This window comes from Pseudomonas sp. R28(2017) (genome assembly GCF_002112505.1).
Lineage (GTDB): Bacteria > Pseudomonadota > Gammaproteobacteria > Pseudomonadales > Pseudomonadaceae > Aquipseudomonas.
This window is the reverse complement of the sequence record NZ_NEHW01000012.1, coordinates 128170-146791: the sequence shown is the minus strand read 5'-3', so window position 1 is coordinate 146791 and position 18622 is coordinate 128170. Positions and strand designations below refer to the sequence as shown.

Annotated in this window: 13 protein-coding genes; 1 reads left to right on the top strand and 12 read right to left on the bottom strand. The window is 65.8% G+C overall.

Translation table 11 applies throughout. The annotated features are described in order from the left end of the window. Positions 1-1509, top strand: coding sequence for a TolC family protein (locus tag CAF78_RS20830; RefSeq protein ID WP_085677548.1), 1509 nt, complete (start codon positions 1-3; stop codon positions 1507-1509). Positions 1510-1511: 2 nt separating this feature from the next. Here the strand turns inward: CAF78_RS20830 and CAF78_RS20825 are convergent, their stop codons facing one another. From CAF78_RS20825 to CAF78_RS20770, 12 genes are all read right to left on the bottom strand, one after another. Beyond that, entirely contained in the window at positions 1512-3149 is a 1638-nt protein-coding gene (locus tag CAF78_RS20825; RefSeq protein ID WP_085677547.1) for a mechanosensitive ion channel domain-containing protein, read from the bottom strand. A gap of 7 nt (positions 3150-3156) precedes the next feature. After that, complete coding sequence (locus tag CAF78_RS20820; protein ID WP_085677546.1) at positions 3157-4557, bottom strand: DUF2252 domain-containing protein; 1401 nt, start codon at positions 4555-4557, stop codon at positions 3157-3159. Between the two features lie 26 nt (positions 4558-4583). After that, positions 4584-7118 (bottom strand): fused MFS/spermidine synthase, encoded by a 2535-nt coding sequence (locus CAF78_RS20815; protein ID WP_143515078.1) that lies wholly within the window; start codon positions 7116-7118, stop codon positions 4584-4586. Between the two features lie 73 nt (positions 7119-7191). Next, complete coding sequence (locus tag CAF78_RS20810; protein WP_143515082.1) at positions 7192-8730, bottom strand: arylsulfatase; 1539 nt, start codon at positions 8728-8730, stop codon at positions 7192-7194. A gap of 136 nt (positions 8731-8866) precedes the next feature. Then, the gene (locus CAF78_RS20805; protein WP_085677544.1) at positions 8867-9862 is read right to left on the bottom strand and encodes an HAD family phosphatase; all 996 of its coding nucleotides are present in this window, start codon (positions 9860-9862) and stop codon (positions 8867-8869) included. Positions 9863-9891: 29 nt separating this feature from the next. After that, on the bottom strand, positions 9892-11193 hold the full coding sequence (locus CAF78_RS20800; protein WP_085677543.1) for a BatD family protein: 1302 nt from the start codon (positions 11191-11193) through the stop codon (positions 9892-9894). Beyond that, positions 11190-12782 (bottom strand): VWA domain-containing protein, encoded by a 1593-nt coding sequence (locus CAF78_RS20795; protein ID WP_085677542.1) that lies wholly within the window; start codon positions 12780-12782, stop codon positions 11190-11192. The genes CAF78_RS20800 and CAF78_RS20795 overlap by 4 nt, the downstream gene beginning before the upstream one ends. A gap of 1 nt (position 12783) precedes the next feature. Beyond that, positions 12784-13764, bottom strand: a complete 981-nt coding sequence (locus tag CAF78_RS20790) for a VWA domain-containing protein (RefSeq protein WP_085677541.1) — start codon at positions 13762-13764, stop codon at positions 12784-12786. After that, positions 13751-14257, bottom strand: a complete 507-nt coding sequence (locus CAF78_RS20785; RefSeq protein WP_085677540.1) for a DUF4381 domain-containing protein — start codon at positions 14255-14257, stop codon at positions 13751-13753. The genes CAF78_RS20790 and CAF78_RS20785 overlap by 14 nt, the downstream gene beginning before the upstream one ends. Beyond that, positions 14254-15195, bottom strand: coding sequence for a DUF58 domain-containing protein (locus tag CAF78_RS20780; protein WP_085677539.1), 942 nt, complete (start codon positions 15193-15195; stop codon positions 14254-14256). Before CAF78_RS20780 ends, CAF78_RS20785 begins: the two co-directional genes overlap by 4 nt. Positions 15196-15198: 3 nt before the next feature. After that, the gene (locus CAF78_RS20775; protein ID WP_085677538.1) at positions 15199-16173 is read right to left on the bottom strand and encodes a MoxR family ATPase; all 975 of its coding nucleotides are present in this window, start codon (positions 16171-16173) and stop codon (positions 15199-15201) included. A gap of 63 nt (positions 16174-16236) precedes the next feature. After that, a complete protein-coding gene (locus CAF78_RS20770) occupies positions 16237-18516 on the bottom strand; it encodes a tetratricopeptide repeat protein (RefSeq protein ID WP_085677537.1) in 2280 nt (759 codons plus the stop codon). Between the last annotated feature and the right edge of the window lie 106 nt (positions 18517-18622).

Sequence of the window (18622 nt, the reverse complement as noted above, 5' to 3'; positions counted from 1 at the left end):
ATGTCAGTATCGACCTTGAAGACCCTGGGCAGCTTCGCTGCCGTCAGCGTCCTGCTCAGCGCCTGCTCGAGCTTCGAGCCCAAACCCTACACCGAGGACGAAATGCGCCAGCGGGTCATCGAAGACCAGGCGCGCATGTACAAGGAGCAGGAGCCGGTCAACGGGCCAATCACGTTCTACGAAGCCTCGGCCCGTGCGTTGAAATACAACCTCGATTACCGCCTGAAGCTGCTGGAGAGCGCCCTGGCGTCCGACCTGCGCGATGTCTCCAGCCACGAGATGCTGCCGCGCCTGGTGGCCTCGGCCGGTTATGCCGGGCGTAACAACGACTCTGGCGGCACCTCCATCGGCATCCAGGACCGCCAGGTCAGCTTGCGCCCGTCGACGTCCGAGGAGCGTTACCGCACCCTGTACAGCCTTGGCCTGTCATGGAGCCTGCTGGACTTCGGGGTCGCCTACTTCCGTACGCAGCAGAAGAACGACCAGATCCTGATGGCCGAGGAGCGCCGTGAGAAAGTCGCGCAGAACGTGCTGCAGGACGTGCGCAACGCCTACTGGCGCGCACTGGGCGCCCAGCGTCTGTTGCCCGAGGTGGACGGCTTGCTGATGCGCACCCACCGCGCCCTGACGGCGGCACGTGAAGCCGAGGGTAAAGGCCTGCTGCCACGCCAGGACATCCTCGCCTACCAGCGCGCCCTGCTCGATTCGGTCTACATGCTCACCGTGCGCCGCCAGGACCTTGAGTTCGCCCGCGCCGAACTCGCCGCGCTGATGTCGCTGCCGCCCAATACGCGCATGGTCCTGGCCGACAGCAGCGAGCCGCCACTGCCCTTGCTCGATGGCAATGTGGAAAAACTGGAGCGGCTGTCTCTGGAGCGCCGGCCGGAAATCATGGAAGAGTGGTATCGCAAGCGTGTCAGCATGAACGACCTGAAGATCGCCAAGGCCCAGTTGTGGCCAAACGTCAGCTTCAACTACGGCTACGAGTACGACTCCAACAAGTACCTGTACAACAGCGACTGGAACCAGACCGGCATCAACGTATCGATGAACCTGCTGCGTCTGCTGCAATACCCCGACATCACTGCAGCGCAAGAAAGCCAGGAAAAGACCGACGACATGCGCCGCACCGCCTTGTCCATGGCCATCCTCACCCAGGTCCGTGTCGGCCTGCTGCGCTACCAGCTGGCGCGCCAGGAGGTCGAGTTTGCCGACGAAAGCCTGCGCGTCGACCGCAGCCTGCTCGATTATGCGCAATCGTCGCGCAGCGCGGCATTGGGGAGCGAACTGGAACTGATCCGCGCCGAAGGGCGTCTGCTGCTGTCACGCTATCAGCGGGAAGCGGCCTACTCCGATGCCCAGGCTGCCTGGGGGCGCTTGTACAACTCGGTCGGCTTCGAGGTCATGCCCAAGGAGATCGGGCAGCATGACGTGAAGACGCTGGCCCGGGAAATCCAGCACACCGTGGAGCAACAGACGCGGGACAACCTCCTGGCAGCAGACCGGTAGGCCTAGCTCGATGTCCGGTCATCCGGCCCATCCACTGGCGGACGGGCCGGGGCCGAATACCATTTCTCCCGCGGTACCCATTTGTCCTTGGACGGGTCTTCCTGGTAGTGCGGCGACATGATCTGGATGCCGTAGGCGTTGAACCCGTCCTGGATGTTCGCATGCAGCATGCTCAGCAGCTCCGCCCGCGGTTTCGGCTGCTCCGGCGTGGCACGGGCGACCAGGCGGTATTCCGGGTAGAAGTCGGACAGCCCGGTCTGGAACACCTGGGGCCTGGGAGTGCTCAGGATGCCCTCGGTACGGTCTGCCGCCTCGATCAGGATCGCCTCTACCTGGCGCCAGGGCGTGTCGTAGCCGATCGTCACCACGGTGTCGACAACATAGCCGCTCCCTTGGCCGACCCGTGAGTAGTTCTTGGTCACCGAGCCGGTGATCATCGAGTTCGGCAGCGTCAGCACTTCGCCGAGCCCGGTGCGGATGGTGGTGTTGAACATGCCCACCTCGGTCACCGTGCCCTCATGCTCGCCCACGCGCACGTACTCGCCCGCCTTCAGTGTGTGCGAATAGGTCAGGATCAACCCGGCAGCCGCCTGCCCCACCACGCTGGACGCGCCCAGGGAGATCATCAGGCCGAGCAGCACCGACAGCCCTTTAAAGGCGTCCGTACCGGCGCCCGGCAGGTACGGGTAGGCCATGACCAAGGCGAACAGCCAGATCGCCAGCGAGGTCAGGCGCGTGGTCGGCTGCAGGGTTTCCGCCGTCAGCCACTTGAGCGTGCCGGGCCGCGACAGGCGCTCGAGCAGGCGGCGGCTGAAGGCACTGACGCCCCGCGCGATGAAAAAGATCATCACTGCCACGGCGATACCCGGGATGGCATTGACCACGCCATCCATCACCAACCTGAACAGGTCGAACAGATAGAGGTTGAGGCTTTCTCCCCATGGCCGGGTATACGGGAAGCGCGACAGCACGTAGCTCAGCCATTCGTAGCTCAACAGCAGCACCACCCCCCAGTACAACAGGCGCAACAGGCGGTCGATGAAGAAGTACACGTACTGCATGTCGAACAGTGACAGTTGCCCGACCTTGATCTCCCGCGCCCGGCTGCGCATCAGCGCGGGCAGCAAGGCGCGCAGTTTCAGGCGGGCGAAATTCGCACCCTTGATCAACACCAGGTAGACCAGCGTGGCCAGCAAGGACAAGCCGGCCGCGGTCAGCAGAAAATGCAGGCTGCGCGCCTGCCGGGTCTCATCGATCACTTGCTGCAGGTTCGCCACTGCTCGCTCGGCCGCCGCGCGGGTATCGCCGCCGTCCACGCCCAGGTCCTGCGGCGCAACGATGAAGGCACGCCGGCCAGCCAGGATGACCAGCTGGCTGTTGAGGATCGGGTCGATGCGCACCTGCAGCTCATCGGTACCCTGCAGTGCCTCATCGATCACCGCGGCCGCCCGCTGAACCCTGCTCGCCGGGGTTTCGCCGAGCAGGGTCGCCTGCAAGGTGATGATCGTGCGGTTGGCCACCCGCAGCTCGGCGGGTACGCCTGGTACGCCGTCGGTCGCGCTGCCCGGCATTTCGCTGGCGCTCGCCACCCCGGCGAACAGCCACCCTGACAGCAACAGCCATTTGAGCAGGCCCGTCATCGCACCGTCATTCCTCTTCGTGGATCACGTTTACCCGACCCGAACGTGCTGCCTTGAGCAACTGTTCATGGTCGCGCTCGGTCTGGTCGGCATACAGCAGGGCAAAATCGCCCAGGGCCAGGTCGAAGACGTCGCTCTTGCCCAGGTAGCCGGTAATGGTCGCGGCATCGCCGGACTTGGCGTGGGCACGTGCCAGGGTCATGCCGCAGAAGTCGGCATAGCGCTCCAGTTGCGTGGTGTTGATGTGTTCCAGCGGCACCGACATTTTCATGTCGCGCAGTTGCCGGACAAAGAAGTCGTACCCGGCCGGGCCCCTGACCCAACCCAAAAAGATGTCGCTGGACGATTGCATCAGCCGCTGCCCCATCACCACCCGCTGGCCCTGGTTATCGTACTGGCTCTTGCCGGCATAAGGTTCCAGCACCGAGCGGCAGGACTCCTTGAACTGCAGGATCAACGGGTGGTTTTCCTCGGAGAACAACAGCCCGATATAGCAGCGCGTGCCCACGCTGCCGATGCCGACCACCTTGAGCGCAGCATCCACCAGGCGATAGCGGTCGAGCAACACCCGGCGCTCGTCCGACAGGCTCAGCCGATAGGCCTCCAGGCTGCTGCGCACGCGCTCGAGAAAGTCCGGATCATCGACATGCTGGATGACCGGTGGCTGGTCGACGATGCGTGGCTGGCCCCCCACCTGCCCGGCGATCTTCGGAAACACGCTTTCCATCACGCGCTCACGGGCGCGGTCGAACAGTTGCTGGCGGAACTTGCGGGCCTTGGCGTCGGGGGCAGTGTCCAGCATCGTTTGCGCGTCCAGGCGCGAGTACCAGACCTCGAGCGGCTTCATCTTCGAGAACCGCCGCAAGTGCTCGCGGTAAGCCCGGGCGCAGGCAACTGCAACCTTGTGCGCTTGCGCGTCGCCCGCGCCATTATCGCGGGCCGCCACGGCAAAGCTGGCGACCAGCCGCTTGATGTCCCATTCCCAGGGTGCGGGCAGGGTTTCGTCGAAGTCGTTGAGGTCGAACACCAGGTTGCGCTCGGGGGTGGCAAACAGGCCAAAATTAAGCAGGTGGCAGTCGCCACAAGCCTGTACGTTGACGCCGATGTTCGGCCCCTGGGCCAGGTCATGGGCCATCAGCGCCGCCGAACCACGCAGGAAGGTGAACGGGCTGCGCAGCATGCGCCCATAGCGGATGGGCACCAGGTCCTGCAGGCGGTCGCGGTTGGACTTTTCCAGCAGGGCAATGACGTCGCGCTGGCGCGCCGGCTTCCATTTGCCATGGCTCTCTCGCGGCACCGTGTCGCGCAAACGCTTGCCATCGGCAACGCGCTCTTCGCGGGCGCGGAAAATCTGGTTCGGTACACTGTCGGCTTTGGGCTTGCGAGCAGCTGCACGTCGGGATGCCATGATGCGATCGACTCCTCTGGAATAAATCACTGCCCGCCGGCGAAGAACCAACGGAAATACGGGTTCGCGCCGTCCGCCTGCATCAGTTGACGGACCTCCCGCGCCCACGCCTGGCGGTTACCTTGGTAAGCCAGCAGGCTTACCCCATAGAACGTGCGCAGCAGGCCCCAGCGCGCCTCGACGCCTGCCCGAAGGCTGTCTTCGCCGCCCTGCAAGGGCGGTGGCGTACGCAGTGCCAGCAGCGGCGGCAGCACACGGGTTATCTCGCGTGCGCGTACCCACGGCGCATACTCGATGCGCGGGCGGTCATCGGTCACCGCCGCGGCATCCCCGGCGAAGCGCACCAGGCCTTCACGGTCGGTGAGCCAGGTGGCCAGCAGCGCCTCCACCGAATCCACCCCGACCTCGGCCAGCGCCCCGGCCACCGTGGGCTGGGCAAAACGCTGGCTGATCCTGGCAACGTCGAGCTGCATCGGTTCAAGCGAGCCGATCAGCAAGGTTTCATGGAACTCGGTGGTCCACAGGCTGGCGTGGGGGAACACATCGAGGAAGCTGCGCACCAGCGAACGCGTGTCATCTTCGTTCTGAGTCGGCAACGGCAGCCACTGGGCGACGATGCCACCGGCCTCCAGGCGCGAAGCCGCCAGTGCGTAGAAGTCCCGCGAATACAGGTTCACCACCCCGCTGGCCGATGGGGGTGGCGGCTCCAGGGTGATCAGGTCATAGCGCTCGGCGCTGCGCAGCAGTTCCCGTCGGCCATCGCGCAGGCGGATCTCCAGGCGCGGATCACTCATCGCCGCATAGTTGCCGTTGAACAGCGGCGCCGCTGCCAGCACCTCCGCCAGCAGCTCCGCCACCACCGGGCGCTGCAGGCCCGGGTAGCGCAGCATGGCGCCAGCGGTGATACCGGTGCCGAACCCGATCACCAGCGCCGAGCGCGGCTCGCGGTTATGGATCAGCAACGGCAGCAAGGCCTGCAAGCGCATGTAGCGCAATGAAGGCATTGAGTCGCCGGTGTTCGACACGCCCTGGATATACAAGCGGTTGAAGGCGCCACCTGGGCGTTGCTGGCTGACCACCGCCACCGTGCCGCCGCGCCCTTCTTCATAGAAGGTGATCTGGCCGCTGCGTGCCCCGGGCAGCAACTCAGCCAGCTTTTGCGGCGGCGTCAGCACCCCGACCACCAAGGTGCTCAAGGCGACCCCGAGGATGGCCACGCGCAGGCCCTTGTGCACTGCCCGCCCCCGCCACATCGCCAGGCACCCGACCACGGCGGCCAGCACCGCCAGCACGCTCAAGGTGCGCACCAGCCCCAACTGCGGTACCAGCACGAAGCCCACCAGCATCACCCCGGCAATCCCGCCAAGGGTGTTCAACGCCACCACGGTACCGACATCGCGACCCACCTGGCCACGCTCGACAGCCAGTCGCAATACCAGCGGAAACGCCGCACCGAGCAGCGTGGTCGGCAGAAACACCACGCACAGCGCTGCGCTGGCGAAACGCGCAGACATGCCGGCCAACGCGTTACCGGTGAGTTGCAGCACCAGCGCTTCGACCTCGGTCTGGGCGACGATCAGCCAACGCCCCAGCCCGGCCACCAGCAGCAGTGCCAGCAAACCTGCCAGGGCAATCAACAGGCCGAACAGGCCCCACGGGTCAGCCATGCGGTCGGCGCGGCGCGCATAGATCGCGCTGCCCAGCATCAGGCCCAGCAGATACGTGGCCAGCACCACGGCAAAGGCGAAGGCGCGGGTGCTCATGAATTGCACGATGGACTGGGTCCAGACCACTTCGTAGCCGAGCGCCACGCCGCCCGCCACGCAGTACAGGGCAATGGCCAGGCGCGCCGCGCCCGTTCGGTTGACCGGGACTTGCGCTTGCGTGAGCGGCACCTGTTGGTCGCGTCGACGATAGAGCCAGGCGCCGCCAGCGGCCAGCAGGTTGAGCCCGGCCGCGATCAACGCGCTGCCGGTGACGCCGTACCCCGGCAGCAACACGAATGCCGTCAGCAGCGTACCGGCAATGGCGCCAGCGGTATTGGCCGCATACAGGCGCCCGCCCGCCTCGGCCATCTGCCCCTGGCCGGGCGTCAGCGCCCTCATCAGCACCGGCAGCGTGCCGCCCATGAAGAACGCCGGAACACCGACCAACAGGAACGGCAGCCCCCAGGCCAGCAGGCCGATGCTCGCCTCCAGCCGGGCGAACAGCCCTGCGCTGTTTGCCAGTGCCAGGGTTGCCAGCACGCCCAGCACGGCCACCGCCAGTTCCAGGCTGGCATACAGCCTGACCGGGCGCGCCAGCCTGTCGGCCCAGCGCCCGAAGGCCAGGCCACCCAGGGCCAGGCCGATGAAGAATGCACTGATCCCGGCAGTGATGGCGTACACCTCCACCCCTACGACCAGGGACAGTTGCTTGACCCACAATACCTGGTACACCAGCGCCGCCGTGCCAGAGAAAAACAGCAGGCTGGCGGGTACGAGCACCTGCAAGGGATGGCCGCGGGTTGCCGGGTCGGCGACTGCAGCATGACGGTGGGATGGACTGACAGCTGCGCGCATCGAACGACCTTATCGGGTGTCGGCCCGAGTGGCAGAAAAGGTAAGCGCCCGCCAGTGGCGGGCGCCCGTCACCTCATTGCTTCTTCATCTTCTCTTCGATCTTCCTGTCCACTTCAGCACGAATCTGGTCGATGCTGAAGCTGGCCGGTTTCTGGCTCGGCGGGTAATCGACGAAGGTTTGCAGGAACGCTGCCGAGCGACGAACACCATCGAAGATCAGGTAGTCGTTCTTGGTCAGGAAGTCGTAGTACTGGTCAGACACGACGTCGGCTCGCTCGTAAGGGTCCATGCGCAGGTTGAACAGCTTGGGCACCCGCAGGCAGGTGAACGGCTCGCTCCAGACCTTCAGGCCGCCCGGCGCACGCTGCTCGCAGAACACCACCTTCCAGTCGTTATAGCGCATGCCCACCAGGTCGCCATCGTCACTGAAGTAGTAGAACTCGGTACGGGCGCTCTTGTCGGTCTTGCCAGTCAGGTAGTCCAGCTGGTTGAAGCCGTCCAGGTGCACCTTGAAGTTCTTGCCACCCACGTCGGCGCCCTTGAGCAGGCGTTCCTTGATGTCGGTGTCGCCGGCAACGGCCAGCAGGGTCGGGAACCAGTCCAGCCCAGAGAACATCTGGGTGGAGACCGAGTCGGCCTTGATCTTGCCTGGCCAGCGCACGATGGCCGGCACCCGGTAGGCACCCTCCCAGTTGGAGTTCTTCTCGTTGCGGAACGGCGTGGTGGCCGCATCCGGCCATGACCACTGGTTCGGCCCGTTGTCGGTGGTGTAGACGACGATGGTGTTGTCGGCGACCTTCAGGTCGTCGAGGGTCTTGAGCAGCTTGCCGACATCGCCATCGTGCTCGATCATGCCGTCGGCGTACTCGTTGCCGAGCATGCCGCTCTGCCCTTGCATGGCCTCGCGCACGTGGGTGAAAGCGTGCATGCGGGTGGTGTTCATCCAGACGAAGAACGGCTTGTCGGCCTTGACCTGCTTGTCGATGAAGTTGATCGCCGCCTGAGTGGTTTCGTCGTCGATGGTTTCCATGCGCTTCTTGGTCAGCGCACCGGTGTCTTCGATCTTGCCGTCGGCGCTGGACTTGATCACCCCGCGTGGCGATGCGGCCTTGACGAAGTCGGCGTCATCCTTGGGCCAGTATGGGCGCTCAGGCTCCTCCTCGGCATTGAGGTGATAGAGGTTGCCGAAGAACTCGTCGAAGCCGTGGTTGGTCGGCAGGTACTCGTCCTTGTCACCCAGGTGGTTCTTGCCGAACTGGCCGGTGGCGTAGCCGTGGGCCTTGAGCGCCTGGGCAATGGTGACATCGCGGGCCTGCAGGCCGACCGGTACGCCTGGCATGCCAACCTTCGACAGGCCGGTACGCAAGGCCGTCTGCCCGGTGATGAAGGTCGAGCGCCCGGCGGTGCAGCTGTTCTCCGCGTAGTAGTCGGTGAACATCATGCCTTCTTTGGCGATGCGGTCGATGTTGGGCGTCTGGTAGCCAACGACCCCTTTGCTATAGGCGCTGATATTGGTCTGGCCGATGTCATCACCAAAGATCACCAGGATGTTCGGCTTGTCGGCGGCACAGGCAATACTGCCGCCCAGCGCCGTACTGGCCGCCAGGGTCATGGTGGTGATCCACCGTCTGCTGCTCCAGTTCATTGGTCACTTCTCCGTTTCACGTTACTGGCATGTGCCACGACTACGTGCACGTGAGTGCCGACTGCCTAGCTGGTCCCTGTGCGCCTGCGGTCCCGGGTTACATTTACCTGCTCTGATCAAACGGGTAGATACGCCGCCAATCGCGGGCCATGTCGACCACCGTCCAGCCCTGCTCGTTGGCCTTGACCAGCGCCTTGTCCAGGCGCCCGACCTGGCTGTCACGGTCATAGGCCCACTCACGCGCGGCATCGGTGTGGTGCACCAGCCCGGCGAAGCGCAGGCCTGGTCCGGCCTTGGTCCACTGCAGCATCTGTAGGTCGCCGTCGGAGTTGCCGAAGGCCAGCAGTGGCCGGCGGCCGATGATCGAATCGATGCTGACCGGTTTGCCCGGCCCGTCGTCGTTGTGCAGCAGCTTGGGTTGGCGAAGGATCGAGAGCTGGCCGTCGGCGTCGACGAAACGTGCATCGAGGGTGGTGCCGATCACCTGTTCGGGTGGGATGCCGTAGACCTCCTCGGCAAAGGCGCGCATGAAGGCGACTTCACCGCCGGAAACGATGTAGGTCTTGAAGCCGTTGGCCCGCAGATAAGCCAGCAGTTCGAGCATGGGCTGGAAGACCATCTCGGTGTAGGGCTTGGCGGTTTTCGGGTGTTTTGCGCTGGCCAGCCAGTGCCGGCTGCGGGCAATGAACTGTTCGGTGCTGACGCCGGCGTGGGTGGCCGCGACGATTTTCAGCAGGCCGTCCATGCCACTGTCGGCCAAGGCCTTGCGGTCATCTTCGAGCACGGCCTTGAACGGCTGCTCGGTCTTCCATTCGGGATGCTCCGGGGCCAGGCGGCGCACTTCGTCGATAGAAAACAGCACCTCGAAATACAGCGGCTGCTCGCTCCACAGGGTACCGTCGTTGTCGAACACCGCAATGCGCTCCGGCACCGGCACATACTGCTTGCCGCCCGCCTCGGTCACGGCGTCGACGAAGCTGACGATGGCCTGCCGCGAAGCCCCTTCGTTCCAGGAGGGCAAGGGCTCTGTTGCCTGGGCGATCAACGGAGCCAGCAACAGAAGGCTCAACAACCAATGCAGGCGAGGCAGCGTATGCATGGCAAGTCCTTGTCATTGCCCTGAGGGTGTCAGGGGTTCAACGGTTTCAACGCGTGGCGCTGATCGGCGGCGTTTTCATGCTTGATGCGCTGCCGCACACGGCGCAGGTTTTCCAGCAGGGGGGCAGGTAGATAGACGTCGTCGGACACCGCCCTATAGCGAATCTGGAGCAAGTCTAGGCAACGAACGTCAGCTGTGTCGGGAGAAAGTTCAAAAAAACTTTGCAGCGTCCGTTTGCCGCTGACACGTCGTACCCAGAGGTACAACGCATCCAGCCGTGGCGGGCGCTCGCGCAGCTGACGAACCAGGCCTGCCCAGGCGTAGTCCGCCGAGCCCAGCCAGCGCGCCCGGCGCTTTTCACGCCAGCGACGCAACGCACCACGGGCAGGTTCGAACCCACGTCGGCACAGCCAGACCAACAGCGTGCCCCCGAGCAAGGCCACGGTGATCAGCAGCCAGTGCCCGCCGACCTTGATTCGTGCCTGCTGGCCAAGGGCGCGCAAGTCGTCGTCAATGGAGAACGGCGCTCGGTATTCTGCTGCTGAGGCTTTGAATGACGCCGCGTCGGCCGATACGTCATGGCCATTGCCAGCAAGATCCCACCACTTCATCTGGACGGCGGGCAGTGTGAGCGCGCCGGCCCGCTCGACCACATAGGTCACGCTGTCCTCCCGTGCGCCACCGACAGTGCCACCTCGGCCATCGCCCAGCGGCTTGACCTGCGGTGGCTGCACATAGCGCTTCAGCCCGTCGACCTCGACGAATGTCGGTGCCGGCATCGACATGGCCTGGGCCCCTTCGGCCTGCAGGCTCAGCGTGCGGGTGATGCTGTCGCCGACCCGCAGCGGGTCGTGCGACAGCTGTATGGCCTGGCTCAGCTTCACGTGGCTCGCGATCAGGTGCGGCTGGTTACCGGCACCGGCCAGGGCCTTGGCGCTGAAGCTCAGAGGTTCGCCAGCGACCGTGACCGGCACATTGCCCGGCCCCGGTTGAACCTGATAACTCAGCGCCGGGATGTGAAATGTCCCGGCTGTCTGTGGGGTGATCTGCCAGGTGTAGCGCAGGCCGAAAAACGCCTTGCCGTCGATCTTCTGGTTCAGGCGCTGGGCCTCACCGTTTGGCGGCGTGATGATCGCACCCGGCAGCTGCAGTTGCGGCAGCACCGGCGCGGCGGTGAACCAGCTGTCCACCAGCAGGTCCACCTGCAGGCTTACGGTCCCGCCGACCAGGGCGCCGTCCGCCGGTACCAGGCGGCTTTGGACCCGTACATCCGGGTCTGCCCAGGCGAGGCACGGCAGGCACAGCAGTAACAGGCAGGCCAGGCGGCTCATGGCGACGCTCCGGAAGGTTGGCGTGCGGCATCCTGCAACGCGAACTTGCGCTTGAGGAACTGTGCCGGCGACGTCGTCAGGTTGTTCAGCCAGGCGTCGTCGGAAGCGGCCTTTGTGGTCACTTGTTCGCGCTGCTGGGCACCTTTGCTGGAAGTCTGGTCCTCGACCAGCTTGTCGGCCTTTTCGTCGGGTGTGCCGGCCTTCTGCTGATCGTCGTAGTCGTTTTGCAAGGCTTGCGCCAGGGCCAGGTTGGCGCTGGCCTGGGGAAAGTCCGGCTGACGCTGCAAGGCCTGCTGGTAAGCTGTAATCGCCTCGGGGAACTTGAACAGGCGCACGTAGATATTACCCAGGTAGAAATACGCCGGCGCTGAGTCCAGCTGGGCGAAGTCGGCCAGCGCGGCCTGGTAGTCGGCAGCCTGGTAGGCCGCTACAGCACGCCAGTACGGGTCATGGAAGTGCGCCGCCGCTTCGGGGAAGTGGCCATGCTCGAAGGCCCAGCGCCCTTGCTGGTCAGGGGTCATGAACGCATCGACCAGCGCCCCTGCCCGCGCTGCTTGCGGTGCGCCGGCCAATAGCATCAGTGCCACTGCCAGCCAGTGCACCTGCCAGCCTCGACGCACGCAGAACAGCGCGATCAGTGCCAGCGGCCAGCACAGCCAGTAGCCGGCGTCCTTCCAGTGCACCTGCTTGCCTTCGTCCTGCACCGCCTGAAAATGCCGCTGGGCATGCAGCTCGATCCAGTCCAGGTCGTCATCGTTCAGGGTCAGGCTGCCCAGCGGTGCGTCGGCGGCGTGGGCCAGGCCCTTCAGGCCTTCGGCGTCGAAATTTGCCAGCAACGGCCGGCCATCGCTGCCCACCCGCGGGCGCCCCTGGCGGTCATGCAGCACGCCACGGTTCTGGCTACCGACGGCCAGCACCAGCACTTGCAGGTCGCTACCCTTCAGGTGTTCGCTGATGGCGTCGAACTGCGCGGCATCGGCGCCGTCGGTGATCAGCACCAGGGTTCCCGGTACCTTTTCGGCTGCCAGCAGCGTTTTGGCCTGGTCGATCACACCGGGCACGTCCCTGCCGGCGCGGGTCATCAGCGAGGTGTCCAGCGCCTGCATGAAGCTGTCCAGCAGGCCGGGGTCTTGCGTGGCTGGCAGCACCAGATGGGCGCTACCGGCGTAAGCGATCAAGGCCGTGCGCGCCCCGGCACGGCGCTTGAGCAGGTCGTGCATCTTGTGCTTGGCCGCTGTGAGCCGCGACGGTGGCACATCGTCGGCGTCCATCGACGGCGACAGGTCGAAGGCCAGGATCAGCGGGGCGCGGTTGTCGAGAAAACCTGGCCGGTCTTCGGTCCAGGTCGGCCCCGCAGCGGCCACTGCGCCAAGGCCGAGCAGCAGCGCCAGCAGGTGCACCGGGCGCAGGATCTGGCGCTGTTCGGGGGTGATGACCAGTGCGGCAACCAGGTGCGGGGCGATGACCCCGTCCAACTGGCGCTTCAGGTCATGCCGGCGCGTCCACAGCCATGGCAGCAACAGCGCCGGCACCATCAGCAGCAGCCAATAAGGACGCAAGAAGTGGAACGCGCTGAAATCGAACTCCATCCTACCCTCCTCGCACCAGCGATCGGCTGCCAAGCGCGGCGCCCAGCCCATGGCTGACCACCAGCAACGCCAGCGCCGCGCCCAACGGCCACCAGAACAGGTCGCGCTTGGGCTGGTGGCGCAAGGTCTTCACCTCGTGCGGGGTGATGCTGTCGAGTGTGGTGTACACCTGCTGCAACGCGTCGCGGTCATCGGCGCGGAAGAACCGCCCGCCCGTCTGCCGGGCAATGTCCTGCAGCAACCCCAGGTCGACCTTGGCTTCACCACTGGCCTGGGGGTCGCCGATGCCGATGGTGTGGATCACGATGCCCTGCGCCTTGGCCAGTTGCGCCGCATGGGCCGGGGTGATGGCGCTGCCGGTGTCGTTGCCGTCGGTGAGCAGGATCAGCACCTTGTCCTGCTCATGGGCCTGGGCGAACAGCTTGATGCTGAGCCCGATCGCATCGCCCAGCGCGGTGTTCGGGCCGGCCATGCCGATGCCCACCTGGTCCAGCAGCAATTGCAGGCTGGCATGGTCGAGGGTCAGCGGCGCCTGTGGGTAGGCGCCTGTGCCGAACACGATCAGGCCGATGCGGTCATCCTTGCGCCGGGTGATGAAGCCGTGCACCACGTCCCTGACCACGCCCAGGCGGTCGCTGCGGGTGCCATCGGCCGCCGTGTAGTCACGGGTTTCCATGGATTGCGAGATGTCGATGGCGAGCATCATGTCGCGCACCGGCTGGTTGTGTTCGATGGCTTGCTCGACCCACACCGGCCGCGCACAGGCCGCCGTCAGCAGGGCCCAGACCACCAGGTTGAGCACGGTTTGCCAGCGCCGCCCGCCGCTATCGGTGCGCGGGGTAAGCCCCGCTGCCCGGCTCATGGCGGCGAAGAATGGTACGCGCACGGCACTGCGTGCTTCGCGGTAGGCTGCCAGGTAGTGCCAGGCCAGCCACGCCAGCGGCAGCGCGGCCAATACCCACGGGTAGTCAAACTGCCACATGATGGGTCTCGATCCATTGCCGGCTCAGGGCGAACAAGTCGTTGACCTCCGACTGCGGGATGGCCAGCAGGTCACTGGCCGGGGCATAGCTCAGCGCGTGCAGGCGGGCCGCGAAATCCGCGGGTAACGGCGCCTTTGCACGCGCCACCAGAAAAGCCTGCCATTGCTCGCCTGCCAGTGTGGCCACGGGCGGCGCATCGGGCATCGACAGCCCAACCCGCTTGAGCAACACCGGCAACTCACGCAGCGCCTGTAATCGCTGCTGCGGCTCGTTTGCCCCTTGTGCCAGTTGGGCGCAGCAAGCCAGTGCTTCGCGCCGGTAGCGCTCCCGCTGCCAACGCCAACGGCGGCGCAGCGCCCAGGCCACGCCGGCCAGCAGCAGTACAGCAAGCAGCACCCACCAACCCCAGGTCTGCGGCACATAACTGAACGGCGGTACCGCCAGCGGCAGTTCCTGCAGCTGGGCGATATCCGGCACCACTGGCGCGCTCACCGGCTGCCACCGGGCAGTCGCCCCAGTTCACGGCGCAACTGCACCAGCGGCTCTTCGGCGGTACTGATCATCAGCAGCGGAATCTGGCTGCGCCGCAGCAGGTCTGCCACCTCCTGCAAGCGCCCGCTGAGGTACGCCCCCAGGGGGCGGCTGACCTGGCGACGATCGATCTGCATCTCCACCTGCAGTTCGCCCTGGGTCACGGTGAGCCGGCCCTGTGCCGGCAAACTCAGGGCCAGTGGGTCGTAGACCTGCATGGCGATCACATCGTTGTGCGCGCTGAGCTGACGCAGCAACTGCAAGGTGTGCGTCGATACCCCGGCAAAGTCACTGATGATGCACACCAGCGCATCATGCCCGGTCAGGGCGATGCATTGGCGCAAGGCGGTGTCCAGCTGCCGCTCGTTCTCGGTGTCGGGGCCGGTGGCGGACAAGGCCTGGTTGCTGCCGACAATGGCCGCGCACAGCGCTTCCACCCGGGCGCGGCTGCGCAAGGGGCGCACCTGGCGGACCTGCTGGTCATCGAACACCAGCCCGCCCACCCGGTCACCCGCGCGCAAGGCCATCCACGCCGAGATGGCCGCCAGTTCCGCTGCCACCACCGATTTGAAGCTGCGCTGCGAGCCGAAGAACATGCTCATGCGCTGGTCCACCAGCAGCCAGGTCGGGCGATCCCGCTCCTCGGTAAAAGTGCGCACGAACGGCTTGCCGAACCGCAGCGAGGCGCGCCAATCGAGGTGGCGCAGGTCATCACCCGGCTGGTAGCGGCGCAGTTCGTCGAAGCTCAGCCCGCGCCCTCGCAGGCGCGAGGCATGGCCGCCGGCCAGGATGCTGGACAGCGGCTGGCGAGCGACGAAGCTGAGCGCGCCGATGCGCTGCTCCAACGCCATCAGCTGTGCAAGCGAGGCGTAGACGAAACCGTCGGCGGTCGGGGCCATGGCTCAGGCCGGGATCGCCACGCGATCGAGCAGGCGGTCGATCACCTGGTCGGCGGTAACGGCTTCAGCGACCGCGTCATAGCTGAGCTGCAAGCGATGGCGCAGCACCGGGTGGGCGACCGCACGCACATCGTCCGGGGTGACGAAGGCGTTGCCGGCCAGCCAGGCATGGGCGCGTGCCACCCGGTCCAGGCTGATGCCGCCACGCGGGCTGGCGCCGATGCGGATCCAGCGCGCCAGGTCGTCATCGTAGTCGGCCGGGTGCCGGGTGGCATTGACCAGGCCGACCAGGTAGCGATCGATCGTCTCGGCCACATGCACTTGCGCAATTTCGGCGCGAGCAGCGAACACCACCTCCTGCGCCAGTTGCTCAGGGGTTTGCGTGCCCACGCGGCCTTGGGCTTCTTCATTGCGCACCAGGCGCAATACCAAGGCTTCATCCTCGACCTTGGGATAATCCAGCTGCAACTTCATCAGGAAGCGGTCCATCTGCGCTTCGGGCAGCGGATAGGTGCCTTCTTGCTCTATCGGGTTCTGTGTCGCCATCACCATGAACAGTGCCGGCATGGCGTAACTCTGCCCGGCCACGGTGATCTGCCGCTCTTCCATGGCTTCAAGCAGCGCCGCCTGGACCTTGGCCGGGGCCCGGTTGATCTCGTCGGCCAGGATCACATTGCCGAACAGCGGGCCGGGCTGGAACCTGATCTGGTTACCGTCGCTGGTCTGCTGCAGGATCTCGCCGCCGGTGATGTCCGAGGGCAGCAGGTCCGGGGTGAACTGGATACGCCGCATCTTGGCGTCCAGGTGCGTGGCCAGGGCCTTGACCGTGCGGGTCTTGGCCAGCCCCGGCAAGCTTTCGAGCAGGACGTGGCCGTTGGCCAACAGGCCCAGCAGCACATGCCGAATGGTCTCGGCCTGCCCCAGGACCTGCTCGGCGACACGCGCCTCCAGCGCCGCAATTTCCTCGCGTATGCTCACGCTCTGGCTCCCTGGTCGCCTTGGTATGGGCTAAATCTAGCAGCGCCTGATGGCTTCGCCAGCTCAGGGTTTTTGCCAGTACGGTTCAATCGCCTGTAACCGCGGGTCGTCGGGCGCCGCCTGGCGCAGCCGCTTGACGTAGCCAAAGGCGTCGGCGCGCTCACCGGCCAGGGCATGCAGGTAGATCAACGAATAAAGCAGGTCCGGGTCGTCGGGCGACTGTTCCAGGCCGCTGCGCAGCGCGGCGATGGCCTCGTCGCGGCGCTCCAGCCGCGCCAGCAACAGCCCTTGGTTGTAGCGAATCCGTGTATTGCCCGGCAGTGCCACGGCCGCGCGCTCCATCCATTGCAGCGCTTCGTCCTGCTGGCCGCGTTCGACCAGCAGCAAGGCCAGCATGTAGGCCAGGTTGCCGTGGTCGCTGGCGGGCATCTTGTCGAGCGCCACGCCCTCGCGCAGTACCTGCTCGGCCTCATCGAACTGTTGCGCGGCACTGGCGAGCGTCACCAGGTTGACCCGCGCCGGTACGAAGTACGGATCGAACCGTAAAGCCTGGCGGTACTCGCCCATGGCCTCGGCGTCACGGCCCTGGCGGCTGAGCAGCACCGCCAGGTTCAGGCGCCCGCCCGGCAGGTCGGCGTTACCGCGCAGGCGGCGCTCGTAATCGGCCAGCATCGTGGCAAACGCATCACGGGCCTGCTCCGGCACCTGTGCAGCGGGCACCCCGGCCAGCACACGCACCGCTTCGTCGCGCACCGTCAGGGCGGGATCCTCGAGCAGCGGCAACAACGGTTGCAGGCGTTGTTCGGGCGGCACACTGGCGAACCCGGCTACCGCATAGGCACGCACCAGCGGGCTGTTGTCCTTCAAGGCCCAGCCCAGGCTGATTACCGACCGCGTGCCCAGTTCGGCCATCTGCTGCGCGGCGGTGGCGCGCACGATCGCCGGCTTGCCCTTGTCGGCAAGGACCGCGTTCAACTCGCTCAGGGCGATGCCGTGGCCGCTGCGCACCGCCTGGAAGTTCTCGCCGTAGTGCGCCGGTCGCTTGCGCGCACCGAACCAGCCGTCGATGGCGGCCGCCGCCCATTGCGGCTGACGGTCCTGGTGGCAAGTGGTGCAGGCGTCGGGGCTGGCGGTCTTGCCCGCAAGGTCCGGGCGCGGGATGCGCAAGCTGTGATCACGGCGCGGGTCGACCACCATGTAGGTCTTGGTCGGCATGTGACAACTGACGCACTGCGCCCCCGGCGAGCCGGCTGGGTGGTGATGGTGCGCTTCACTGTCGTAGTCCTTGGCCTGCAGGCTGGGAAAGCGCGCCAGTGGTGGCTGGCTGTTGTGGCATTGCAGGCACAGGCCGTTGCCCTCGATCTTCACCTTGGCGGTGTGCGGATTGTGGCAGTCGGTGCAACCGACGCCGGCGGCGTACATCTTGCTTTGGGTGAACGAGCCGTACTCATACACTTCGCCGTCGATCTGGCCATCGGCGTGGTACAGGCCGGTGCGCAGGGTCGCCGGCAGGCTCTGATCCAGCTGCGGATGCCCCGGCAGCATACCGACGCCGAGGGTCTGGCGCCGGCTGTGGCAGTACGCACACTGCTCGACCAGGCCCTGGCTGCCCAGCGCCTTGTAGTCCACGGCCAGGCCGTTGTTCTCGCCGGTTTTGCCCGCTTTGGCCCAGTCGACGTGCGCCTTGCCCGGGCCATGGCAACTCTGGCAGCCGACGTTCTGCTCCTGCCAGGTCGAGGCGTAGCTGTCGTCGCGGTCGTTGTAGTTCTTCAGCAGGCGGGTCGAATGGCAGTCGGCGCACATGCCGTTCCAGTTCTGGTAGCGGCCGGTCCAGTGCAGCGGGTCGTCAGGGGCAAAGCGCTGCCCGGGGTACAGCGAGAACCAGCGTTGTCCGCCCTCGCCCTTGGGCCGGCTGTCCCAGGCGATGGTCAGCGCCTGAAGGCGCCCGCGCGGCAAGTCGACGAGATACTGCTGCAGCGGATAATGACCAAAGGTCCGGCGCACCTGAAAGTCGGCCGGTTTTCCGTCCTCGCCCTCCAGGTTGACGAAAAAACCCTGCCCCCTGCGGAAGAAACGCGCCGTCACCCCGGCTTCATCGAAGCGGGCGTCACTGAAGTTGCCCAGCACGTTGGCCGGCGTGGCATCGCGCATGGCCCAGCCGTGGTCGGAGTCTTTCCATTGCCTGGCCTGGTCGGCATGGCAACCGAGGCAGGTTTGCGCAGCGACATAGCCCTCGGCGGGTTGCGCCTGGGCCGGCGGGCGGTTTGCCGCCGCGCTCCCCAGCCACGCCAGCAGCACGGCGCCCAGCAGCCCACGGACAACGCCTCTGATCGGCTTCCCCATTCCATGCTCCACGGCCGGTTCCATAGGCCCTGTACCGGACCCTTGCGGATCTGAGGCTAGCAAATTTATCGGGACACGCTGCGAACATGAGCTATCACTGATGAAC